This is a genomic window from Rhodococcus sp. K11/5 (genome assembly GCF_055193735.1).
Genome location: NZ_CM143721.1, coordinates 303,683 through 327,209, shown reverse-complemented (window position 1 = coordinate 327,209; position 23,527 = coordinate 303,683). Strand labels below are relative to the sequence as shown.

Sequence of the window (23,527 nt, the reverse complement as noted above, 5' to 3'; positions counted from 1 at the left end):
AGGACACCGTGACCACCCTCTCCACCCGTCACCCGTCGGAACTCGCCGCCGCCCACAAGGCCGGCGACCGACCTCTGATCATCGACGTCCGTACCCCGGCCGAATTCGAGGCGATCCACATCCGCGGCTCGTACAACGTGCCGCTCGACCTGCTCGGCGAGCACGCGTCGGATCTGGCCGCACGTGTCCATCCGGACACGGTCCTGGTCTGCGCGTCCGGCGTTCGGGCCGAACAAGCCCGTCAGCGTCTCGCGGCCGAGGGCGTGTCCGACGCCTGCATCCTCGACGGCGGCGTCGGCGCGTTCGACAAGGCCGGCGGTGAGGTCGTGCGAGGCCGCGCTGCCTGGGCCATGGAACGCCAGGTCCGCCTGGCGGCCGGCGCGTTGGTGCTCACCGGACTCACCGCAGGTCGCTTCGCCCACCCGCGCGCTCGTGCACTCAGCGGCGCGATCGGCGCCGGGTTGACCTTCTCCGCCCTGTCCGACACCTGCGCGATGGGTCGAGCGCTCGCGGTTCTGCCGTGGAATCGCGGCGCGCGCGATCTCGGTGGCGCCGAGGCCGTGAACGCCATCCCCCGGCACGGACACTGACCTACCCCAGCGACGACGACACCCGGTCTCCCCTTCACGGGGAGGCCGGGTGTTCTCGTCGTGGACAGAGGTGAATGACAGACACCCGGTCTCCCTTCACGGGGAGGCCGGGTGTTCTCGTCGATATCAGAGGTAGGTGACCGCGAGTTCCGCGCCGATCCCGAGCGCGACGAGGACCAGCAACGACGCGAAGGCCAGGGACAGAGTTCGTTCGGACACTCGATGTGCGGCGAGACGCCCCAGGAACGACGCCAGAATTGCGGTGGCGGTGAACGGAACGACCACGGCCCACTCGATCGTCAGGTCGCCGCCCAGGCGGAACGAGAACGCGACCGCCGAGTTCAACACGATCACCAGCAGCGACGTTCCGGCCGCGACCGGCATCGGCAAGCCGAGCAGGATCACCAACGCGGGCACCACGACGAATCCGCCGCCCACGCCGAGAAATCCGGTCAGAAAGCCGACGGCTGCCGCGGACACGACCACCAGAATGCGGCGTCGCCACGGGCCGGACTCACTCGCAGGCGCCTCGGCCTCGACCGGATCCGACGTTGCCGATCCGGCGAGCACCGGTTCCCGCGTCGCGATCCTCGCGGCTCGGCGCCACTTCACGGCACGGGCGATCATGGCCGTGGCGGACACGACGAGAAGCAGCGCGAACGACCCGAGCAGGACGGGTTCCGGAGCATGCCCGTTCAGCCGGGTGCCGAGGAACGAGAATCCGATGCCGATGACGGCGAACGCGACGCCGATGCCCCATCGCACGTGCCGGTCGCGGTGGTGGGTGAGCGTGCCGACGATGGCACTGAGACCGACGACGATCAGACTCGCCGTGGTTGCCTCCTGCGCTGTCTGTCCGAGCACGTAGACCAGCGCGGGGACCGCCAGCACCGAGCCCCCGCCGCCCAGGCCGCCGAGCACCATGCCGATCAGCATTCCACAGGCGATGGCCAGCGCGATGGTCACGCCGGGCCCTGCGACCGCGGCCGCTCGAACCCCGGCACGAACAGACGCGAACCGTCTTGCCCGGAGAAGTTCGTTCGGATGCGGAAGCGGTCGGCTCGCACCAGCGTCGTGCGCCATTCGAGCGGCTCGTCGTCCACGCAGGACGTGCGGTGGATCTCGAACGCGGGGGCGCCGGGGGCGGTGCCGAGCACCGTCGCCTGCGGTGCGTTGAGAACGACGGCGTCCACCTCTTCGACACCCGCGCTGGGACGAACCCCGCACCGTTTCGCGAGCTCGTCGTAGAGAGCGGTGTGCGAGAAGTCGACCTCGAGCAGGGGCCGGGCGACGGACGCCGGCATCCAGATTCGGTCGAGAGCGAGTGGCTCGTCGTCGGCGAGCCGCAGGCGGTGCAGGAAGATCAACGGTGCTTCCTCGTCGAGACCCAACTGCGCCGCCGCGTAGGCGTCGTGCCGTTCGTCGAGGGTGCGCACGACACTGCGCTGGCTCATTCCGGCGGCCTCGACCGAGGCGAACAGGCTGTACAAGGTTCCGAGGGGCTGTTCGATGCGGGGACGCAGCACCCGCGGTTCCTGCCCGCGAGCGGCGGAGATGACCCCGGCCTCGCGCAGCGATCGCAGGGCCATGCGCACCGTCTGACGACTCACGTCGTACTGCTCGCGCAGCGCGTTCTCACCGGGGAAGGTCTCCGTGAACTCTCCCGCCTCGATGCGTCGGGCGACGTCGTCGCGCAATTGACTCCACAGCGACGCCGAGCACGCGCGTCGTAGCGGACGCGGACCCTCGATAATCGTCGATTCCTGGTGTGCTGTCACGTCCATACCGACCTCCTCTGCACGACATCCATAATGTACGTACATTGAATCGGGCGCAAGCTTTCCCGGTGTGAGGTTGTGCGGGAGGTTCGAGTGCACACCTGTCGGCAGTCCGCACTGGCCCGGAGGCGTGCAGACTGCTGGGGGCTGTGCGGCCGAGACGACGAGTGCTCGAGAGGGCGGCGGTTCAGGGCGCCGTGGGCCACCCGCCGGCGGCGACGGCACCCGCGGGCGCGAGCCCGATGTTCTCCACCAGCCGCGTCAGTCTCTTACGTCCGGTGACGCGCAGCGCCGGGGTGGCGCCGTGCGCTCCCACCAGCGTCGGCGCGATGCCGGCGAGCATGAGCGCCTGCACGAGGAGTGGATGTGTGTCGGGGGCGTGCGGATCGACACCGAGGACGAAGCGCGCGCCCTCGGCCTCGCTACGACCGGAGACCAGCACCCACCCGCGCAACTCACGCGGTCCGGGGACCCAGCCGGATGGAACGGCCTTGACCGCACCCTTGGTCCAGCGCTTCGCGAGGCCGGCGAGTTCGGGCACAGCGGCGGTACGCACCAGGGGATGGCCCTCGTCGGTGCGGGTGATCTCCGCGTCGAGTCCGGTCGACTCGATGAGATCGGCGACGGCGAGCGCTCGCCACTCGGCATCGACGACCACCGAGATGCGCGCCGCGCCGCCCGAGGTCACCACTTGGCCCTGCGCAGCCAGCACCCCGGCGAGGTCGGTCACCGCGGGCGGCACCGAGTCGGCGGAGAAGAAGGACAGCTGGCTCACAGACGCGAGACTAGGTCACCGGGCGCGTTCCGGTGCGGAAGAAGGCCCAGCGCAGGCGTCACGAACGCGAAACGTCCCCGGACACCGTCATGGTGTCGGGGGACGTTTCGATCGAGCCGAATCCCAATGAAGCTCGGAGAAAGTCAGAGCTCGGAGAAAGTCAGAGGGAATCAGACTGCGCGAACACCCGTGGCCTGGGGGCCCTTGGTGCCCTGTCCGACCTCGAACTCCACGCGCTGGTTCTCCTCGAGGGTGCGGAAGCCGCTGCCCTGGATCTCGGAGTAGTGCACGAAGACGTCAGCGGAGCCGTCCTCGGGTGCGATGAAGCCGAAGCCCTTTTCGGCGTTGAACCACTTCACAGTTCCCTGTGCCATGCGCGTCTATCCTTTTCTTGAACACCGGATTCGATGAACCGCACTTACAGTCCACCGGGCCGGTTCCGACCGCCGTGATGATCTCCCCCGAGAACCGGGTCGAGTAGCACGCACCGCGCCCGCAACATCGATCCTGCGAGCGTGAAAACGAACACAGAAGCTGCGACCGAGGACAGTCAACCACGTCGAACGCGCCTGCAACAGTCGGCGAGACAACTAGTTTCCAAAAAAGTTCCCACCGGTCCGTGACCGGTCGCGCAGAGGCGGAGTTCTACCATCGAGACAGCACCCACCGACCACCCGAATCCCACCCGTGAGGCCCCCCGACACATGAGTTCAGCGGCGCCCGAACCCGCCGCATCCTTCGGCGCCACACTGCTCGAACGGGCGCTCGCGGGCACCCCCGCGGGCGAGTCGCCGCTGACCCACCGCGCCGAACTGCCCGCACGCGAGTCTCGCTATGCCCCATGGCCTGCGTGGCTGTCGGACACCCTGACACAGTGCTTCGTCGAGGCCGGAATCAGCCGTCCGTGGACGCACCAGGTACAGGCCGCCGACCTCGCGCACAGCGGTCGCCACGTGGTGGTCTCCACCGGCACCGCGTCGGGCAAGTCCCTCGCCTACCGGATGCCGATCCTGCAGGACCTGTCGGCGGACCCCCGAGCGACCGCGCTGTACCTCGCACCCACCAAGGCGCTGGGTGCCGACCAACTCCGCGCCACCACCGTGGTCACCGATGCCCTGGCGGCGCAGGGCCTTCCGGACCTCCACCCCACCGATTACGACGGCGACACCCCCGTCGAGGTACGGCAGTGGGCGCGGAGCAACGCACGGTGGATCTTCACCAACCCGGACATGCTCCACCTGTCCCTGCTGCAGGGGCACCGACGGTGGACGCACTTCTTCCGCAATCTGAAGTACGTCGTGGTCGACGAATGCCATTCCTACCGTGGCGTTTTCGGGTCGAACGTCGCGCTCATCCTGCGGCGCCTGCGCCGGATCGCCGCGCGTTACGGGGCCTCCCCGGTGTTCGTGCTCGCCAGCGCGACGGCGTCGAATCCCGGCGCCGCGGCCACCCGGCTGGTCGGCGCCGAGTGCGCGGAGGTCACCGAGGACGGTTCCCCACACGGTCCCCGCACCGTGGCGTTGTGGGAGCCGCCGCTGCTGGACATCACCGGGGAGAACGGGGCACCGGTGCGCCGCGCGGCCGGGACGGAGGCGGCGCGCATCATGGCGGACCTGGTGGTCGAGGGGGCGCGAACCCTCACCTTCGTGCGGTCCCGACGCGGTGCCGAACTCACGGCCCTCGGCACGTCACGACTGCTCGCCGACGTCGATCCCGATCTGCCGCAACGGATCGCGGCCTACCGGGCCGGGTACCTGGCCGACGATCGGCGCGCTCTCGAACAATCGCTGTCCGACGGGACACTGCTGGGTGTCGCCACCACCAACGCGCTCGAGCTCGGCGTCGACATCGCCGGACTCGACGCCGTGGTGGTCGCCGGATTCCCGGGCACGGTGGCATCGTTCTGGCAGCAGGCCGGTCGCTCCGGGCGGCGCGGTCAGGGATCGCTGGTGGTGCTCGTCGGCCGGGACGACCCGCTGGACACCTATCTGGTGCACCACCCGGCCGCCCTGCTCGACAAGCCCATCGAAGCCACGATCACCGACCCCACCAATCCGTACCTCCTCGGCCCGCAGTTGCTCTGCGCCGCAGCGGAAATCCCACTCACCGACGCCGAGGTCGAGGAGCTGCACGCCGAGCCGGTGGCGCGCGCGCTCGCCGAGCAGGGGCTGCTCCGACGGCGCGCGCACGGCTGGTACATCACGTCCGACGCCGCTCCGCACGCGGCGGTGGACATCCGCGGCGGGATCGGGAGCCAGATCGCCATCGTGGACGGTGGCACCGGGCGCATGCTCGGCACCGTCGACGCCGGCCGCGCCCCGTCCACCGCGCACCCCGGTGCGGTGCACATCCATCAGGGCGAATCGTTCGTCGTCGACACACTCGACTTCGACGACGGGCTCGCCGTCGTCCACGCCGAGGACCCCGAATGGTCCACCTCCGCCAGAGAAGTGACCGACATCGTCATCGAGGACGTGCACGAGCACCGCCGCCACGGCGAGGTCGACGTGTCCCTGGTCCAGGTCGAGGTCAGCCACCAGGTGGTCGGCTACCTGCGCCGCCTACCGTCGGGCGAGATTCTCGATTCCGTCGAACTCGACATGCCCGTGCAGCGCCTGCACACCCGAGCGGTCATGTACACCGTCACGCCGGAGCTGCTGCAGCGGTACGGCATCGGGCCGGACCGTACTCCCGGATCCCTGCACGCCGCCGAGCACGCGGCCATCGGGCTGCTCCCCCTCGTCGCCACGTGCGACCGGTGGGACATCGGCGGGGTGTCCACCGCCCTGCACGCGGACACCGGACTTCCGACGGTCTTCGTCTACGACGGGTACGACGGCGGGGCCGGATTCGCCGACCGCGGCCACGCCGTCCTGGCTCAGTGGCTGGACGCCACGCGCGAGGCCATCGACTCGTGCGAGTGCGCGGCGGGCTGCCCGTCGTGCGTGCAGTCCCCCAAGTGCGGCAACGGAAACGATCCTCTGGACAAGGACGGTGCCGTCAAGGTCCTCGACGCCGTGCTCGCCGCGATCGCGGACTGACGTCAGGCGTCGACCGTCGCGGGGTCCCCCAGATCGATCGGCAGCGACGAGAATCCGTGCAGCACACGGGTGTCGCGCTTGACGCCCGCGCCGGCCGACGACAGGTTCGGGAACCGATCGAACAACGTCTTGAGACCGACCTCGCTCTCGGCCCGTGCCAACGCCGCGCCGAGGCAGAAGTGACGGCCGCCGGAGAACGACAGGTGCTTGTTCGCGTTCTCTCGCCCCACGTCGAAGGCGTCGGGGTCGGCGAACACCTTCGGATCCCGGTTCCCGGCCGCGAGAACGCACACCACCAGCGAGCCCGGCTGCAGATCTCGGCCTTCGAGCGTGATGGCGTTCTTCGCCACGCGTGCCGTCATCTGCACGGGCGATTCCAGTCGCAGCATCTCGTCCACCGCGGTCCCCCACAGCGAGGGGTCCTCCTGCAGACGTGCCAGCTGATCGGGGTGCTTGACGAGCAGGTCGATCCCACTGCCGAGAAGGTTGACGGTGGTCTCGAAGCCGGCGGCGAGCACCAGTCCGGCGGTGGCCCGCAGCTCGCGGTCGTCGAGGAAGACCCCGTCCTCGGACGCGGCGATCAACTGGCTCAGCAAATTGTCACCGGGGTTGCGGCGCAGATCGGCGATGTGTCCGGCGAGCCAGGCGTCGAACCCGTCGAGGCCCTGTTCGACCTCACGGAACTGAGTCCAGGTGAGCCCGACGTCGAGACTCGGCGCCGCCAGCTCGCCGAACTCGAGGACCTTCTCGCGATCGGACTCGGGAACGCCGAGGATGTCGCTGATGACCGCGACCGGCAGCTTGGCGCAGTACGCGGACACGATGTCGACCGTCCCGCGACCCTCGGCCACCAGGTCGTCGAGCAGACGGTCGGCGACGTTCTGCACGTTGTCGCGCATCTTGTTCACGGCGCGCACCGTGAACACCGAGGAGACCAGCTTGCGATAGCGGGTGTGCGACGGCGGCTCCACGGACAGCAGCGACGGCGGGGCGAGGGGGTGCAACGCACCGGTGCGGGTGAGGCGCTCGACCGAGCGCAACGGCTTCGGCAGATTCCCGCCGACCACCACGGTGCGGTAATCGTCCGACCGCAGCAGGTCGAAGATCACCCCGTGATCGACGGTCAGATAGGCGACCCGGCCCTTGACCAGCGTCCCCTTCTCTCGAATCTCCCGGTACATTGGCAGCGGGTTCGCCCGCGTCACCGGGTCCGCGATCAGCTTGGCCTGAGGATCGCCGATCTTCACCCCCCGCTTGGCGAACAGTCGAACCACGCCGTGGACCGCCATCCACCGCATCCTCGACCGTGCTTCGTCCTTCACCGTGGCCAGTGCCGACATGCATCCCCCGCATCGTCGTATTGCGCGTGACGGCGTGTCACACGTGTGATGTACCCCATGATGCGTGGTCGCCGTCGCCGGTGTCTACCGTCGTGTCATGTCCTCGCGCCGGATCGCCGCCGTCTTGTGGATCGCCACAACGCTCTACTGGCCGATGCAGGTCGTCGTCTCGCGGTCTTGGTCCACCCCGTACAGCTGGCGTGACGACGTCATCAGTGCGCTCGGCGCGGCCACCTGCACCGACTACTGCTCACCCGATCACGCCCTCATGAACGGCACCTTCGTCGTCGTCGGCGCGCTCACCGCCGGCGGCGCGGCGCTGCTGATGCCGTCGGTCACGGGGATCGCCCGGACCGGACTCGCGCTCGTCGCCGCGTCGGGTGTGGCGACGGTCGCCGTGGGTTTTCTGCCGTTGGACGTCTCTCCGGTACCGCACGCCGTGGCGGCGCAGGTGCACTTCGGGCTCCAGGTGGCGGGAATGCTCGCTCTCGCCGGACCTCTGCGACGCCACCACCGCGGCGCGTACGTCTTCACGCTCGCGAGCGTGGCCGTCGCGGCCGTCGGAGCCGTGGCCTTCGTGACGCCGGGAAACTGGGGTCTCGGTGCGGGCGTGACCGAGCGGTTCGCGCTGGACACCCTGAACGTGTGGACCATCGGCATGGGCGCCCTGATCCTCGGCCGGAGCCGCGCCCGCGTCGGGATCTGAGCCCTCACCCCACCGGCCCCGCCCGCGCTCTCGCCACCGCCTCGCGAGAACCGAAGCGCAGCAACATGATCGGAACACGCACCTCCACCTGCACGTCCCATCCCTCCACTACGCACCCGGCCGTCACGGCCCCCATTCGCTCCGCGGACTCCCGCACCGCCGCGCACCCCGCCTCCTCCCCACTGCGCAGCGCCACCGCCCCCGCCAACGCCGACAGATCCGCCGCGGACTGCGCCTGATGACGCGCCGCGACCGACGCCCCCACCGACACCAGCAGCGCCGTCACCACCACCAACGTCAACGCCACGAACGCCCCCACCACCGACGCCGCACCGCGATCCCCCTCGATCATCGCGGTACGGCATCGGCTGTCGCGGAATCGAACTCGTCGACATCCGGCTCCATCGCCGCGTACGCCACCGCCGACACGTCCACCCCCGGAAGCGGCGCCGGCGACGCCACCCGCACCGTCACCACCCCCTCGCTCACCCCGATCTCGACGCGAGCACCCGGCGGCGCGACCCGGCGGGCCATGTCCTCGGCGGCCCCGTCCCCCACCGCGGACAACCGCGCCCCCTCCCGCGCCGCATCCACACAACGGATGTGCGCCGTGACCGTCATCAGCGCACCCAGACACAGCACGACCACCACCACGATCGACGAGATCGCCAGCGCCGCTTCGACGGTCACCCCACCGCCGTCACCCCTCAGACCTGCGTCTGCAGCGCCCTGTCGATGATCGACGTCAACGCCGACACGATGGAATCGCCCGTCACCACCGTGTACAGCACCGCACCGAACGCCGCGGCCGCGATGGTGCCGATCGCGTACTCCGCCGTGGACATGCCGTCGTCCTCGGTGATCACCATCAACACCCGTGCACCCAGTCGATCGAGTACCTTCATCGCGTTCTCCCCCTTCGTGATTCGCCGAGGACGTTCCCCGACGAAGTGTCGGTGCGGCGGTCACAGGAGACCGCCGCGCAGTACGGTTCCCGCCAGCCCCAGGACCACGGGCACGATGCCCAGGCACACGAAGGCGGGCAGGAAGCAGAGTCCGAGCGGGCCGCTGACCAGTACCCCGGCTCGCTCACCGGCCGCCGCGACGCCGTCCTCGGCGCGCGCACGGTGGTCGCGGGCCGCGTCGGCGACGGCGTCGGCCACGGACGATCCCGATCGAGCGGACCGCCGGACGGTGCGAGCCACCGAGTCGACGACCGGATCGCCCTCCGCCGTCGTCCACGCGGCGTCGGAATCGGCGCCCAAGGACAGCAGGTACCCCGCTCGGCCCAGTGCGCCGGACAACGGCTCGGGCGCGACCGGCGCCACCGCGCGGGCGGCGCGTCCCACGTCGAGACCGGCTCGCAGACACGCCGCGAACAGGTCCAGTGCGCCCGCCACCGCGTGCGGGTCGTTCACCGCCCCGGTCTCGACCACCGTCCCGATCACGCTGACGCACAACCGATTCGGCCTCGCCGGAACAGCCAACGCCGCCAGCGCCAGGAGCACCGCGGCGGCCGTCACGCCGTCACCTTCGCCACGATCGCATCGGTCCAGAGCAGACCTGCGCACGCCAGCGTGACGCCGATCAACAACAACGTGCCGCCCAGCCCGCCGCCGAACAGCACGGCCAACGGCGACGCGCCCATCGCCTGGCCCAGCCCGATGCCCAGCACCGGGAGTGCGGCCAACACGGTCGCCGTAGCCCGGGCGCCCGACAGTGCGGCCTCGGTGCGTCGGGCGAACCGCGCGCGGGATTCGAGGTCGGTCCGCACGGCGTCCATCAGCGCACCGAGTCCCAGTCCGTGCCGTTCGGCGACTCGCCAGACGGCCACCACGCGGTTCCAATGAGGGTCCGGTCCCTCGGCGTCGGACAGCACCCCGCCGAGACGGGCGGTGGCCGCCGCCGCCGCGAACCGATCGCCGACGGGCCCCTGCACCTCGGCGGCCGCGGCTTCGCACGCCGCCGCCGGGTGGGCACCCACCGCCAGTTCGGCGACCATCGTCTCCAGGCCCGCGGCGAGGGACGCCACCGCACGATCGGCATCTCGGCGTCGTCGACGACGGTTCCACCGCACCGTGACGGTTCCGCCCAGCACCGCCGCGGCGGCGGCCACCGGCCACCCGGCCACCGTCGCGAGTCCGACGAGCACCACCGCCGCCGGCATCCACATCGGCACGGGCACCTCGAGGTGCCGGCGCCGGGACGACCGGCCGAGCCGAGAACCCGGCCGGACGGTCGGAGCGACGACGACCGCGAGAGCGACCAGCAGGGCGGTGACGCTCACCGCGACGCCTCCCGCCGGGACAACACGGCATCGAGAACGGCTCGGCCGCGGCCGTTCGGCTCCTCCAGCGTCCACGCCGGGACGATCTCCACGACGCCGCGTCGATCGCGATCGAGCACCCCGATGGACGCGAGCACGCGGCGGCCCGACGACGCCCGTGCGGTGTGCAGCACCACCTGCACCGCCGCGGCGAGTTGGCTGTGCAGCGCCGCGCGGTCCATACCGCCCAGAGCCGCAAGGGCTTCGAGCCGCGCGGGGACCTCCTCCGGCGAGTTGGCGTGGACCGTGCCCGCCCCGCCGTCGTGTCCGGTGTTGAGCGCGGTCAGCAGGTCGACGACCTCCGCGCCGCGCACCTCACCGACGACGATGCGATCGGGCCGCATCCGCAGCGCCTGGCGCACCAGATCACGGACGCCGACGTGCCCCACGCCCTCGACGTTGGCATCGCGCGCCACCAGTTGCACCACGTGCGGATGGTTCGGCGCCAGTTCGGCGGCGTCCTCGACGCAGATGATGCGTTCGCTCGGGTCGACCTCGCCGAGAAGCGCGGCCAGCAACGTCGTCTTCCCGGTCCCGGTGCCGCCCACCACCAGGAACGCGAGACGGGCGGCGACGATACGGCGCAGCAGTGCATCGGCCTCCACCCCGAACGCCCCGGTCGCGGCCAGCGCCGACAACCCCTGCGTCGCCGGTCGGAGCACCCGCAGCGACAGGCACGTCCCGTTCTGGGCCACCGGAGCGAGTACAGCGTGCAAGCGCACTCCGAACGACCCGTGACCGACGCCGGGCAGTCGACCGTCGACCCACGGCCGGGCGTCGTCCAGGCGTCGTCCCGCCGACAAAGCGAGTCGTTGCGCGAGGCGCCGGACGGCGGCTTCGTCCGCGAAGGTCACCGGGGCTCGTCGTAGTCCCGAGCCGCGATCGACCCACACGTCCGACGGCGACGTCACCAGGACGTCGGTGACCCCCGGATCTCGCAGCACCGCCTCGAGCGGCCCCGCGCCGCGGAACTCGGTCTCGAGGACGTGGAGCGCGGCGAGCAGATCGGTGTCCCCGAGCACGCCGCCGGCCTCGCTGCGGACCGCATCGGCCAACATCGTCGCGGTGGGCGCTTCCGCCGCGTCGGCCAGACGTGCCCGCACTCGATCCAGCAGGTCCGTCGACACCCACCCCGTCACGACGCGTCCGCCCGGTCGGCGAGCATTCCGAGCACCGTGCCGGCCGCCCGGGCCAGCGGCGAACGCCGTCGCAGCACCAACCCGTGGCCGTCCACCATCGACTCCACCCTCGGTTCCGCCCGGCACGCCGCCAGGAGGGGAAGCGAGACCATGTCGGCGACATCGGCGGCGGTGAGCCCGGTCGGAGACGGCCCTCGGACGACCACACCGACGTTGGCGTTCCCGGCCGACACCGCGGCGGCCGTGCGCATCGACGCGGCCGCCGCGCGAACGCGGGCCGGAACCACCAGCACCACCAGATCGGCCGCGTCCACGCAGGCCTCACGAGCCTCGCCCGCGCCTCGCGGGGCATCACAGATCACCAGATCCCCACCACGGCGGCCGGATTCGACGACCACGCTCACCGCGAGATCGGACCCGACGCTCGTCTCGCCCCGCCCGGCGGACAGCACGGTCAGTCCGTCTCGACTGGGCAGCGCGTGGTGCAGCGAATCGCTCTCGACGCGCCCGCCGTCGACCACCACCAGATCCGCCCACCGCAGACCGGGTTCCTCCTCCCAGCCGAGCACCAGGTCCAGACCGCCGCCGATCGCGTCGGCATCGACCAGAAGCGTGCGGTGCGAACGGGATCCGACCAGGCCGAGCGCGGACGCGAACAGCGAGGCGCCCGCGCCGCCGCAGCCCCCGATCACCGTCACCACTCCGGCACCCGGCGCCGAGGCGGTGGTCGGTTCGCTCGCGAGCAGACTCACGAGAAGGGACTCGTCGGCGGGCAGGCCCATGACGTGGCGGGTGCCGATCGCGGCGGCGGATCGCCATTCCTCGACACCTGCCGTCCCACGCACCACGACGATCGCGCCGGGGTACGTCCCCCGAGTCGCGACGGCACGAGCCGCGGCGCCGTCGAGCAGGAGGACGGCCGCTCCGTCCCGCGCCGCGCGGTCGGGAGGCGCCGATCGCTCGACGAGCGGGCGCCCGGCCGCGGCGGCGATGCGGCGAACGTGGTCACCGAGGAGCGGGTCGGTGGACACCAGGAGGGCGACATCGCGCCGGTCGTTGATCACGGATCGACTGTGCGGCCCCGCCCGGTTCCCGCACCAGAGCCGAACCCCGAAGCCTGTGGACAACCCGCACCCGGGGACAACTTCTGCACGCGAATCGATTTCGGCGTAGTGCGGTCGGGCGTCGCCGACTCCCGCCGCCGAGGCGTGACGAAATGGTCCGGACATGGGACGACCCCCGCCTGGGGGGGAGGCGGGGGTCGTCGGCGTTCAGCCCCGGGGGGTCGGGCTGAACACGCCCGATCCAAGACCGGGCACCCGAAACTCTACACCCGCGAAGTGTCGTGCTCGCAACTGTCGACCGGGAGATTGTTTTCGGCTTTCAAGCAGGTGAGAGTGCGCAAACGCCGGACTCACCCGGTCCCGACGCCCCCTCGGGCGGACCCGAACCTCGGTCGAGACCGAGCGTGCCGCATACCCTGGAGAGCGTGAGCACTTCCACGGCCTCCGGCCGCACCGCCGCGTTCTTCGACCTCGACAAGACGATCATCGCGAAGTCGTCGACCCTGGCCTTCAGCAAGCCGTTCTTCGATCAGGGGTTGATCAACCGGCGCAGTGTTCTCAAGAGCAGCTACGCCCAGTTCCTGTTCCTGGTCTCCGGAGCCGACCACGATCAGATGGAGCGCATGCGCATCCACATCGCGAACATGTGCACCGGGTGGGACGTGGAGCAGATCCGCGCCATCGTCGCCGAGACGCTGCACGACATCGTCGATCCCCTGGTCTTCGCGGAGGCCGCGGACCTCATCGCCGACCACAAGCTGCGCGGGCACGACGTGATCGTGGTGTCCGCATCGGGCGAAGAGGTGGTGGCTCCGATCGCCGAGGCCCTCGGGGCGGACCACAACACCGCCACCCGCATGGAGGTCGAGGACGGCAAGTACACCGGCAAACTCGCCTTCTACTGCTACGGCCCCGGCAAGGTGGTCGCCATGGAGGAACTCGCCGAGGTCCACGGGTACGACCTGTCGACGTCGTTCGCCTACACCGACTCCATCACCGACCTGCCGATGCTGAAGGCGGTCGGTCACCCGACGGCGGTGAACCCGGATCGAGCGTTGCGCAAGGAAGCCGCCGGCAACGGCTGGCCGATCCTCACGTTCTCGAACCCCGTGTCGCTGCGGGCCCGGTTCCAGACGCCGTCGTCCGGCACCGTCGCCGGCGCGGCGGCGGTCTCGCTCGGCGCGGTCGCGGCCGGTGCCGTCACCTACGCACTGCTACGCAAGCGGCGCTGACCCCGACCGGCCTCCGGCCTGCCCGTTGACCCCGACCGGCCTCCGGCCTGCCCGCTCGCTGAATCGATCAGTCACCCCGCCCCCTTGATGTGAAGCGGATCACAGGGTAGACATACAGGCACGGGACGACGGAAGGCCAAGAGCGATTCGGAAGAGAAGAATCGTTCTCCCGACCGTACTTCCCCAGCACGACCACCGAGTACCCACGCGAGCGAGCCAACTATTGGCTGAAGCGTTGTGGGCCTGCGACAGTCGAGCGAATCGAGCAAGAACTCCGCACCGGTTGTGGACACGAACTCGAGTCGTATCGGACCGATCGCCGAGGCCTCGTGGAGTTCACTCCACCACAACCCACCCTGCACGCTTGGTAGCACGGTAGCTCGTGCTCACGGGCGGCGACGTCGAGGTGAGAACTCGGCAGCGCCGCCCGTACTCATGCGCACACCGGTCAGGTGGCCGCGTCGGCGATGGTGGTCGCCTCCGCCGCGCCGGCCTCGAAAGACCCGCAGCACAACATGACCCAGCTCCCGACGCCCTGCTCGGTGCCCAGCGCGAAACCTTCCGCACCCGATCGGTACGCGGAGATTCTCTTGAACCAGCTGATCTCCGGAACGCCGAGGTTGTGCGGATCGAACCCGCTCGACACCGCCACCAACCGGGACGCGGCGCGGGCCACGACTCCGTCCGCCGTCCCGAACGGCTTCAGCGACAACAGCTCTCCGTGCACCACGGCCGCGAGCACCGGTGCCGCCGCCTTGGTACCACCGGTCACCAGGTCGGCGAGCATCGACAGCCGCTCGGCCACCGCGTCACCCGGGCGGGGGCGGCCGAGCGCGTCCTGACTGTCCACCAGATCCGCAGCGGCGAGAAGGTGCAGCCGGGCGAGCGCCTGCAGCGGCGCGCGCTGCCACACTCCCACCATGATGGGGAGTCCGTCGCCGTCGAGCGCCTGGGCGACGCGCAGCGCACCTGCGAGCAGCGGCGGCGTCGCCTGCCCCTCCTCGGGGAGCGCGGTGTCCGAACCGTCGATCGCCGCCGACGCTCGGGCCGCGCGCACCGAGGCCTCGGCCGCGGTGGCGGGCCACCCGCGGCGGTTCGCCTTGTGCCGATGCACCTCGCCGAGGGCGTCGCGAGCACGGTTCGCCGCGTCGCGGACGCCGGGCAGGTCCAGCAGTGGGGCCAGGGGATCGGCCGCACCGGTTGCAGAAGAACTCACCAGGCGAGGCTAACGCTCGGCCCCGGCCGCCCTTCGCTCGGCGGCCATCAACTCGACCCGCTCCTGCCGGCGAATCGCCTGCTGCGCGGGATCGGGGACGGGCACCGCGGCGAGCAGTCGCTTGGTGTACGGATCGGCCGGCGACCGCAGAATGCGGTCGGTCCGGTCGAACTCCACCAACTTGCCGGCGCTCATCACCGCGATGCGGCGCGCGAGCACCTCGACGACGGCGAGGTCGTGGCTGATGAACAGGCACGCGAAGCCGTACTCACGCTGCAGTTCCTGGAACAGCTCCAGCACCTTGGCCTGCACGGAGACGTCGAGGGCGGACGTGGGTTCGTCGGCGACCAGCAGGTCGGGTTCCAGGGCGAGCGCCCGCGCGATACCGACGCGTTGACGCTGACCGCCGGAGAGCTGGTGGGGGTAGCGGTTGCGCATGTCACGGGACAGGTGCACCTGATCGAGCAGCTCCTCGATCTTCTTGTCGCGCTGGCCCTTGTCCAGATCGGTGTGCAGCAGCATCGGCTCCCCGATGGACTGACCGATGGGCCAGCGAGGGTTCAACGACGAGCCGGGATCCTGGAAGACGATGCCGACCTTGCTGCGCACGGGTCGCAGCTCTCGCGCGGACATCGACGTGATGTCGGTTCCGGCCACGGACAACGATCCGGAGTGCAGCTTCAGCAACCCCACGGCCGCCTTGCCGACGGTCGACTTGCCCGAGCCGGATTCGCCGACCAGGCCCACCACCTCACCGGGTTCGATGGACAGGCTGACCCCGTCGACGGCGCGGAACCCGCCGGTGCGGCGCGAGCCGGGGTACTCGATGACGGCATCGGTGAGCTGGAGCGCGTATCGCACGTCCGGGGTGTCGTCGGTCCCCGCCTGACCGGTCCGCGAACCGAGGTGCGGGACGGACGCCAACAGCTCGCGCGTGTACGGGTGCTCGGGCTTGTTGAAGATCTGATCCGCCGTGCCCTGCTCCACGAACTCGCCGTGGCGCATCACCAGCATGCGGTCGGCCATGTCCGCGACCACGCCCATGTCGTGGGTGATGAGCAGGATGGCTGCGTTGACGCGCTCGCGCAGATCGCGCATGAGTTGCAGGATCTCGGCCTGCACCGTGACGTCGAGAGCGGTGGTCGGCTCGTCGGCGATGAGCACCGACGGTTCCGACGCGAGCGCCTGCGCGATCATCGCGCGCTGGCGCTGCCCGCCCGAGAGCTGGTGCGGGTAGTACTTGACGCGCTTCTCCGGCTCCGGCATCTCCACCATGCGCAGCAACTCGACCACGCGTTCCTTGGCCTGCGCCTTGGTGGCGTCGCTGTGGGCTCGAATGGCCTCGGTGATCTGCCAGCCGATGGTGTACACCGGGTTCAGAGCCGTCATCGGCTCCTGGAAGATCACCGCGATGTCCTTGCCGCGCACCGAGTTCAGCTCCCGGTCCGAGAGCCCGGCGAGCTCACGGCCGTCGAGGGTGATGCTGCCGGAGACGCGGCTGTTGTCGGCCAGCAGTCCCGGTACGGCCATGGCCGTCGTGGACTTGCCGGATCCGGATTCGCCCACGATCGCGAGGACCTCGCCGCGGGCGACCTGGAACGAGACATCCTTGACCGCGGTGCGCCAGGTCTTGTCCACCTCGAAATCGATGGTCAGACCGGACACCTCGAGGATGGCGCCGGTGTGGGCGGCTTTCTCGGGACTCATTGCGTCAGCTCCGTTTCGGGTCGAGCGCGTCGCGCAGCGCATCGCCCATGAGGATGAAGGCCAGGACCGTCACCGACAGGAACGCCGCCGGGAACAGCACCAGGTGCGGAGAGGTCGAGATGTAGTTCTGACCGAGGTTGATCTGCAGCCCCCACGAGATGGCGGGCAGCTGGAGGCCGATGCCGAGGAAGGACAGCGTCGCTTCGGCGGCGATGAACGTACCGACGGCGATGGTGGCGTAGACCAGCACCGGAGCCAGTGCGTTCGGCAGGATGTGTCGCACCAGGATGCGGAACGTGGACGCCCCCAGGGCCTGTGCCGCCTGCACGTACTCGCTCTGCTTGATCGAGATGACCGACGAGCGCACCAGCCTCATGGCGGTCATCCACCCGAAGCTGATCAACGCCAGGGCCACGGTGGTCGCGGTGCGCTCCGGGATCACCGTCAGCAGCACCAGCGCCCCGAGCAGAAGGGGAATGCCGAAGAAGATGTCGGTGAACCGCGCGAGCAGGCTGTCGACGAATCCGCCGAAATAACCGGCCAGTGCGCCGATCAGCACCCCGACGACCAGCACTCCGATCACGGCGAGCAGCCCGATGGTCAGCGAGATCCGCGCGCCGTAGATGACGTTGGCGTAGTAGTCGCACCCCTGCAGGTCGGTCCCGAACCAGTGCACCGAACTCGGCGAGAGCCGGGTGTCGGTGAGATCGCACGCCCGGGGATCGATGCCGCGGGCGAACAGCTGGGGGAACACGGCCATGACCACGAGCACGACCGTGATGACGGAGCCGAACCAGAAGAAGACGCTGCGGCGCAGCTTCTTCCAGGCGTTGCCCCACAGGGAGGCCTGACCGACGAGCTCGACGGCGTCGTCCGTTTCGACGTTCGATTTGGGATCCATGCCACTCACTCGTATCTGATCCGAGGGTCGAGGAACGCGTAGAGCACGTCCACGACCAGGTTGAAGAAGATGTAGAAGAACACCATCATCGTCACGATGCCGACCACCACGGCGCCTTCCTGTCGCTGGACCGCGTCGAAGATCGCGCGGCCGAGCCCCGGGAGGTTGAACACCGACTCCGTCACGATGGCCCCGCCCAGCAGAGAACCGATGTCCGCGCCGATGAAGGTGACGACGGGGATCATGCTGTTGCGCAGCGCATGCCGCGTGACGATGCGTCGGTGGCCTACGCCCTTCGCTCGCGCCGTGCGGATGTAGTCCGCCGCCATGGCCTCGGCGACCGCCGAGCGGGTGAGCCGGGCAACGTAGGCCATGGACAGCGAGGCCAGCACGAGTCCGGGAAGCAGGTAGCTGTACCAGCCGTCGCTGATGCCGGCGATGGGGAACAGGTCCAATTTGAAGCCGAACACGTACTGCGCGACGAAGCCGAAGACGAACACGGGCACCGACACCAGCAGGGTCGTCGAGACCAGAACCAGGTTGTCGAAGAACGAGTTTCGACGCAGCCCGGCGAGCACACCGGCGGTGATGCCGATGATCGCCTCGAAGACGATGGCCACGATGGTCAGTCGTACCGTGACCGGCAGCCGCTGCGAGATCGTGTCGAGCACGGGCCGTCCGGAGAAGTCGGTGCCGAAATCGCCCTGCAGCAGGCCGCCGACGTACTTGGCGTACTGCAGGAAGAAGGGATCGTCGAGGTTGTACTGCGCTCGCAGCTGCGCCACGACGGCGGGGGCAAGCGGGCGATCGCCCGCGAGCGCGCGAATGGGGTCACCCGGCAGGGCGTAGACCATGGCGAAGATGAGGAACGAGGCGCCGATCAGGACCGGGATGGTCAACAGCAATCGGCGCGTGATGTAGCGACCCACTGGGTTCTCCTAGAGCAAGCAGAACGACCGGGAACGGTGGGGGCTGCCTGTGAGAACAGGCCGCCCCCACCGTTGTTCGATCAGTTGACCGTGACGTCCGCGACCTCGATGTCACCGAACAGGTCGATCGTGACGTTGTCGACCCGGTCGCTCCACACAGCCTGGTTCAGACCGTAGAAGAGGGGCGTGGCCGGCAGGTCACGGATCAAGATGTCCTCGGCCTGCTGGTACAGCTCGGTCGCCTCGTCGACGGACGCGGAGTTGTTGCCGGCCGACAGGGCGGCGTCGAACTCCGGGTTGTTGTAGAACGTGACGTTCGAGCCCGCCGGCGGCGTGGCGGCGGTGCTGTACAGCGGCGAGAGGAAGTTGTAGATCGACGGGTAGTCCATAACCCAGCCGGACCGGAACGGCCCGGTCATGCCCTGCTCGTCCTGCAGGGGCAGGTACTGAGCGAACTGCAGGTCACCGCGGAGCGCGTACTCGACCCCGAGGTTGGTGCGCAGCTGGTTACCGACGGCCGTCATCCACGAGTCGTGTCCCGCACCGGCGTTGAACCAGAGGTCCACGGGCTGCGAGCGATCGAACCCGGCCTCGTCGAGTAGCTGGTTCGCCTGATCGACGTTCAGCTCGCACTTGGTTCCGCACGCACCCTCGCGGTAGCCGTCCACGACGGGCGAGCCGAAGGAGTCGGCGGGGGTGCGGGTGTCGGTGAAGATCGCCGTGGTGATGGCCTGACGGTCGATGGCCATGGAGAACGCCTCGCGCACACGCGGATCCTCGAACCGAGGATCGTAGGTCGGGAAGCCCAGCGAGGTGATGTCGGGGCGGGGGCGCTCGCCGTACCGGTCACCGAACTGATCGCGAGCCGTGGCCCACGCGTCTTCCGGCAGGTCCAGCATCACGTCCAGGCCGCCGGCCTGGACGTCGGTGTAGCCGGTGGCCAGCTCGGTGTAGACCTTGTATTCCACACCCGCCGCCTGGGCCGGGTTGTCACCCGAGTAGTCCTCGTAGCGGGTCAGCGTGAAGCCCTGGCCCTCTACGTAGTCCTCGTTGGCCTGGAACGGGCCGTTGCCGATGGGACGGCGACCGAAGGCGTCGGGATCGGTGTAGAAGGCCTCGGGCAGCGGCGAGAAGGCCGAGTAGCCGAGGGTGATCGGGTAGATGGCGAACGGCTCGTTCAGCTCGACCTCGATGGTGGTCTCGTCGACCGCCGTCAATCCGGACATCTCGGTGGCCGCGGGCTCCGCGCCCTCCTCGGCCTGCAGCTGGTCGTAGCCGACGACGTTCTCGAAGAAGTACGACCCACCGAAGGCATTGGTGCTCAGCGCGGTGTAGTTCCACGCGTTGACGTACGACTCGGCGTTCACCGGCGTGCCGTCGTGGAACGTCCAATCGGGCTTGAGCGTGATGGTCCAGTTGATCTCGTCGTCCGACTCGACCGACTCGGCGACGCCGTCGAACTCGACCTCGCTGGTCTCGTCGTTGTACGTCACCAACGGCGTGAAGAGCGCCTTGAGAATCCGGTTTCCCTGGTTCTCGGTGGTGTTACCCGGAACCAACGGGTTCTCCGGATCCGTGACGTAGAGGCTGTAGGTGCCCTCCGTCGCGGAAGAGCCACCTCCTCCACCACAGGCCGCGAGCACGCCGATGGCCAGAAAGCCCACCGACGCGACCGCAAGTGCGCGCTTGTTCCTCAAAGTCGTGTCCTCCATAGGTACCCACGGACCAGGGTCGACTGGTCGCGCGGTGTTCGGTGAGCCACAGGCGATGACCGGTGTGACTCGGTAATTCGGTTGACTGTAGACACACTCCGGCGTCGTGTCGGCGACTCCCCCGAATTCCCCGTCGTTGGAATTCTTCACGAAACGGCCCCGTAACCTGACGGGACTGGACCTCACCGGTCGGACAGCCTGATGAGAAGGGGTTTCGTCCGGTTCGCGCCACCCATCGCAGCAGCACACCGCCCGTCGCATCCGATCAACCGGTCGGCGCACAGTCCGGGGTTGCACCTCACTGCAACGGTGCGGCGGCGGTCACACGTGACTACCCTCACAACGGCATCAGTCGGCCAGAAGTGAAAGAAGGCGCGTACTCCATGACCGAGACAGTGACAGGCAGCGAGACCTCGACCGGCAGCGAGTCCGAGCACCCGGTGTCGTACCCCCCGTCGACGGATTTCGTGGCGCAGGCCAACGCCGGCGCGGAGCTCTACGAGGCCGCGTCGACCGACCGGCTCGCCTTCTGGGCGGAGCAGGCCTCCCGCCTGCACTGGCACACCCCGTTCGACGAGGTGCTCGACTGGTCCGACGCTCCCGTCGCCAAGTGGTTCGTCGGCGGCAAGCTCAACGTCGCGTACAACTGCGTCGACCGGCACGTCCTCGAGGGCCGCGGCGACCAGGTCGCCATCCACTGGGAGGGCGAGCCCGGCGACAGCCGCAGCCTCACCTTCTCGGACCTGTTGGCCGAGGTCAGCCGCGCGGCCAACGCCTTCACCGAACTCGGCCTGGTGGCCGGCGACCGCGTCGCCATCTACATGCCGATGGTCCCCGAGGCCATCGTCGCGATGCTCGCCTGCGCCCGGCTCGGCCTCACGCACAGCGTCGTCTTCGCCGGCTTCTCCTCCACCGCTCTGCGCTCGCGCATCGACGACGCGCAGGCCAAGCTCGTGGTGACCACGGACGGTCAGTGGCGTCGCGGCAAGGCCGCCTCGCTCAAGGCGTCGGTCGACGAGGCCGTGGACGGGGCCGAGAGCATCGAGCACGTCCTGGTGGTCAAGCGCACCGACATCGAGGTCGAGTGGACCGAGGGCCGCGACCTGTGGTGGCACGAGAGCGTCGGCACGGCCTCCGCCGAGCACGAGGCGGAAGCCTTCGACTCCGAGCACCCGCTCTTCATCCTCTACACCTCCGGCACCACCGGGAAGCCGAAGGGCATCATCCACACCTCGGGTGGCTACTTGACGCAGACCGCGTACACGCACCACTACGTCTTCGACCACAAGCAGGGCAAGGACGTCTACTGGTGCACCGCCGACATCGGCTGGGTCACCGGACACTCCTACATCGTCTACGGCCCGCTGGCCAACGGCGCGACGCAGGTGGTCTACGAGGGCACGCCCAACTCGCCCGACGAGCACCGCCACTGGAACATCGTCGAGAAGTACGGCGTCTCCATCTACTACACGGCACCGACGCTGGTCCGCACGTTCATGAAGTGGGGCCGCGAGATCCCCGACGCCCACGATCTGTCCTCGATCCGCCTGCTCGGCAGCGTCGGCGAGCCCATCAACCCCGAGGCCTGGCGCTGGTTCCGGGACGTCATCGGCGGCGGCACCGCGCCGATCGTGGACACCTGGTGGCAGACCGAGACCGGCGCCATCATGGTCTCCCCGCTGCCCGGCGTGACCCACACCAAGCCCGGCTCGGCCCAGACGCCGCTGCCCGGTATCTCGGCGATGATCGTGGACGACGACGCCAAGCCGCTCGGCGCGGGCGGCAACGGCTACCTGGTTCTCGACGAGCCGTGGCCGTCCATGCTCCGCGGCATCTGGGGCGACATGGACCGGTACAAGGACACCTACTGGTCCCGCTACGCCACCGAGGGCTGGTACTTCGCCGGCGACGGCGCCCGCTTCGACGACGACGGCGACCTCTGGGTCCTCGGCCGCGTCGACGACGTCATGAACGTCTCCGGTCACCGCATCTCCACCTCCGAGGTGGAATCCGCACTGGTCACGCACCCCGGTGTCGCGGAGGCGGCCGTCGTGGGCGCCGCCGACGAGACCACCGGACAGGGCATCGTCGCCTTCGTGATCCTGCGCGGCGGCATCGAGAACACCGGAGACGACCTCATCGCCGAACTCAAGGCGCAGGTGTCGAAGGAGATCTCGCCGATCGCCAAGCCGCGGCAGGTCACCATCGTTCCCGAGCTTCCCAAGACCCGGTCCGGCAAGATCATGCGTCGCCTGCTGCGCGACGTGGCCGAGGGCCGCGATCTGGGCGACACGTCGACGCTGGTCGATCCGGCCGTGTTCGACGCGATCAAGAACGCCGGGAAGTAGGCCCACCGGTAGACACCGGAGCGGGCGCCCTCGATTCGTCGAGGGCGCCCGCTCTCGTGTGTCACCGGCGGCCGCTCGCGGGGCGGCGGGGCGAGAGCACCACCCTCGCGGCGATAGGCTGAGCGCCGACCGGGTAAAGACCTAAGGTGTACGACGACACGACGGCAAGTAAAAGGGGATCGCAGTGAGCAGCAGCCGAGGCACCAACGAGGGTCGGGGCATCGACGCACCCGCCGGTATCTCCTCGATCCCTCTGACCGACGTCGAGGACCACAACCCTGCGTCGGCGAGTATCGGCACCCTGGTCAAGGACGCCACCGCGCAGGTGTCCACCCTCATTCGCGCCGAGGTCGAGCTGGCCAAGGCCGAGGTCACCGGCGAGGTCAAGAAGGGGCTGCAGGGCAGCCTCATGTTCGTCCTCGCCCTGGCCGTCCTGATCTTCAGCTCGTTCTTCTTCTTCTTCTTCCTCGCGGAGCTGCTCAACATCTGGCTCTCGCGTTGGCTCGCCTTCCTCATCGTCTTCCTGATCATGGTGGCCCTGGCCGCGGCACTGGCGTTCCTCGGATATCTCCGGGTGAAGAAACTGCGCAAGCCCGAGAAGACCATCGACTCGCTCAAGGCGAGCGCGTCCGTGCTCCCGGGCAAGGGCGACGATTCCGAGAAGTCACTGGACCCGTCGAAGATTCGCAACACTCTCTCGACCTGAGCGGTCGATCGGTTCGA

The 23,527-nt window shown here is 69.4% G+C and carries 23 protein-coding genes; 6 read left to right on the top strand and 17 right to left on the bottom strand.

The genetic code is table 11. The annotated features are described in order from the left end of the window. Nucleotides 1-8: 8 nt before the first annotated feature. Complete coding sequence (locus tag ACY466_RS01560) at nt 9-590, top strand: rhodanese-like domain-containing protein (RefSeq protein ID WP_463249270.1); 582 nt, start codon at nt 9-11, stop codon at nt 588-590. Between the two features lie 126 nt (nt 591-716). Here ACY466_RS01560 and ACY466_RS01555 read toward each other — a convergent pair whose 3' ends face one another. The 4 genes from ACY466_RS01555 to ACY466_RS01540 all read right to left on the bottom strand — a co-directional run bounded on the left by ACY466_RS01555 (nt 717) and on the right by ACY466_RS01540 (nt 3,517). Continuing rightward, entirely contained in the window at nt 717-1,556 is an 840-nt protein-coding gene (locus ACY466_RS01555; RefSeq protein ID WP_463249268.1) for a sulfite exporter TauE/SafE family protein, read from the bottom strand. After that, nucleotides 1,553-2,374, bottom strand: a complete 822-nt coding sequence (locus ACY466_RS01550; protein ID WP_463249266.1) for a GntR family transcriptional regulator — start codon at nt 2,372-2,374, stop codon at nt 1,553-1,555. The genes ACY466_RS01555 and ACY466_RS01550 overlap by 4 nt, the downstream gene beginning before the upstream one ends. A gap of 181 nt (nt 2,375-2,555) precedes the next feature. Beyond that, nucleotides 2,556-3,143 carry a hypothetical protein gene (locus ACY466_RS01545; protein ID WP_463249264.1) on the bottom strand — a complete coding sequence of 196 codons (588 nt, stop codon included), beginning with the start codon at nt 3,141-3,143 and terminating at the stop codon, nt 2,556-2,558. 170 nt (nt 3,144-3,313) lie between these two features. Continuing rightward, nucleotides 3,314-3,517: a cold-shock protein gene (locus ACY466_RS01540; protein WP_005248460.1), complete on the bottom strand. Its 204-nt coding sequence runs from the start codon at nt 3,515-3,517 to the stop codon at nt 3,314-3,316. Between the two features lie 330 nt (nt 3,518-3,847). Here ACY466_RS01540 and ACY466_RS01535 point away from each other — a divergent pair, with 330 nt between their 5' ends. Next, on the top strand, nt 3,848-6,184 hold the full coding sequence (locus tag ACY466_RS01535; protein WP_463249262.1) for a DEAD/DEAH box helicase: 2,337 nt from the start codon (nt 3,848-3,850) through the stop codon (nt 6,182-6,184). A 2-nt stretch (nt 6,185-6,186) separates the two neighbouring features. Here the strand turns inward: ACY466_RS01535 and ACY466_RS01530 are convergent, their stop codons facing one another. Beyond that, complete coding sequence (locus tag ACY466_RS01530) at nt 6,187-7,524, bottom strand: cytochrome P450 (protein WP_463249260.1); 1,338 nt, start codon at nt 7,522-7,524, stop codon at nt 6,187-6,189. Nucleotides 7,525-7,621: 97 nt separating this feature from the next. Between ACY466_RS01530 and ACY466_RS01525 the strand changes: the two genes are divergently transcribed. Then, nucleotides 7,622-8,230 (top strand): DUF998 domain-containing protein, encoded by a 609-nt coding sequence (locus tag ACY466_RS01525; RefSeq protein WP_463249258.1) that lies wholly within the window; start codon nt 7,622-7,624, stop codon nt 8,228-8,230. A 4-nt stretch (nt 8,231-8,234) separates the two neighbouring features. Here the strand turns inward: ACY466_RS01525 and ACY466_RS01520 are convergent, their stop codons facing one another. From ACY466_RS01520 to ssd, 7 genes are all read right to left on the bottom strand, one after another. Beyond that, entirely contained in the window at nt 8,235-8,582 is a 348-nt protein-coding gene (locus ACY466_RS01520) for an Rv3654c family TadE-like protein (protein ID WP_463249256.1), read from the bottom strand. Beyond that, nucleotides 8,579-8,920, bottom strand: a complete 342-nt coding sequence (locus tag ACY466_RS01515) for a TadE family type IV pilus minor pilin (RefSeq protein WP_463249254.1) — start codon at nt 8,918-8,920, stop codon at nt 8,579-8,581. The genes ACY466_RS01520 and ACY466_RS01515 overlap by 4 nt, the downstream gene beginning before the upstream one ends. 17 nt (nt 8,921-8,937) lie before the next feature. Then, nucleotides 8,938-9,099, bottom strand: a complete 162-nt coding sequence (locus tag ACY466_RS01510; protein WP_463252102.1) for a DUF4244 domain-containing protein — start codon at nt 9,097-9,099, stop codon at nt 8,938-8,940. A gap of 96 nt (nt 9,100-9,195) precedes the next feature. Continuing rightward, on the bottom strand, nt 9,196-9,753 hold the full coding sequence (locus tag ACY466_RS01505; RefSeq protein ID WP_463249252.1) for a type II secretion system F family protein: 558 nt from the start codon (nt 9,751-9,753) through the stop codon (nt 9,196-9,198). Further along, nucleotides 9,750-10,517, bottom strand: a complete 768-nt coding sequence (locus ACY466_RS01500) for a type II secretion system F family protein (RefSeq protein WP_463249250.1) — start codon at nt 10,515-10,517, stop codon at nt 9,750-9,752. The genes ACY466_RS01505 and ACY466_RS01500 overlap by 4 nt, the downstream gene beginning before the upstream one ends. After that, a complete protein-coding gene (locus ACY466_RS01495; protein ID WP_463249248.1) occupies nt 10,514-11,695 on the bottom strand; it encodes a TadA family conjugal transfer-associated ATPase in 1,182 nt (393 codons plus the stop codon). The genes ACY466_RS01500 and ACY466_RS01495 overlap by 4 nt, the downstream gene beginning before the upstream one ends. Next, entirely contained in the window at nt 11,692-12,759 is a 1,068-nt protein-coding gene (gene ssd / locus ACY466_RS01490) for a septum site-determining protein Ssd (protein ID WP_463249246.1), read from the bottom strand. Before ssd ends, ACY466_RS01495 begins: the two co-directional genes overlap by 4 nt. Nucleotides 12,760-13,163: 404 nt before the next feature. Here ssd and ACY466_RS01485 point away from each other — a divergent pair, with 404 nt between their 5' ends. After that, on the top strand, nt 13,164-13,991 hold the full coding sequence (locus ACY466_RS01485; protein WP_463249244.1) for an HAD family hydrolase: 828 nt from the start codon (nt 13,164-13,166) through the stop codon (nt 13,989-13,991). A 448-nt stretch (nt 13,992-14,439) separates the two neighbouring features. On the opposite strand, the gene ACY466_RS01480 is transcribed toward ACY466_RS01485, so the two are convergent. From ACY466_RS01480 to ACY466_RS01460, 5 genes are all read right to left on the bottom strand, one after another. Then, the gene (locus ACY466_RS01480; RefSeq protein WP_463249243.1) at nt 14,440-15,207 is read right to left on the bottom strand and encodes an oxidoreductase; all 768 of its coding nucleotides are present in this window, start codon (nt 15,205-15,207) and stop codon (nt 14,440-14,442) included. 9 nt (nt 15,208-15,216) lie between these two features. Further along, nucleotides 15,217-16,914: an ABC transporter ATP-binding protein gene (locus tag ACY466_RS01475; RefSeq protein WP_463249241.1), complete on the bottom strand. Its 1,698-nt coding sequence runs from the start codon at nt 16,912-16,914 to the stop codon at nt 15,217-15,219. Between the two features lie 4 nt (nt 16,915-16,918). After that, nucleotides 16,919-17,815 carry an ABC transporter permease gene (locus tag ACY466_RS01470; RefSeq protein WP_463249238.1) on the bottom strand — a complete coding sequence of 299 codons (897 nt, stop codon included), beginning with the start codon at nt 17,813-17,815 and terminating at the stop codon, nt 16,919-16,921. Between the two features lie 5 nt (nt 17,816-17,820). Beyond that, nucleotides 17,821-18,744 carry an ABC transporter permease gene (locus ACY466_RS01465; RefSeq protein ID WP_463249236.1) on the bottom strand — a complete coding sequence of 308 codons (924 nt, stop codon included), beginning with the start codon at nt 18,742-18,744 and terminating at the stop codon, nt 17,821-17,823. A gap of 80 nt (nt 18,745-18,824) precedes the next feature. Next, nucleotides 18,825-20,441, bottom strand: coding sequence for a peptide ABC transporter substrate-binding protein (locus ACY466_RS01460; RefSeq protein ID WP_463249234.1), 1,617 nt, complete (start codon nt 20,439-20,441; stop codon nt 18,825-18,827). 398 nt (nt 20,442-20,839) lie between these two features. Here ACY466_RS01460 and acs point away from each other — a divergent pair, with 398 nt between their 5' ends. Together acs and ACY466_RS01450 are read left to right on the top strand one after the other, a co-directional pair. Continuing rightward, a complete protein-coding gene (acs, locus tag ACY466_RS01455; RefSeq protein WP_463249232.1) occupies nt 20,840-22,804 on the top strand; it encodes an acetate--CoA ligase in 1,965 nt (654 codons plus the stop codon). Nucleotides 22,805-22,988: 184 nt separating this feature from the next. After that, nucleotides 22,989-23,510, top strand: coding sequence for a phage holin family protein (locus ACY466_RS01450; RefSeq protein WP_463249230.1), 522 nt, complete (start codon nt 22,989-22,991; stop codon nt 23,508-23,510). Nucleotides 23,511-23,527 lie beyond the last annotated feature (17 nt).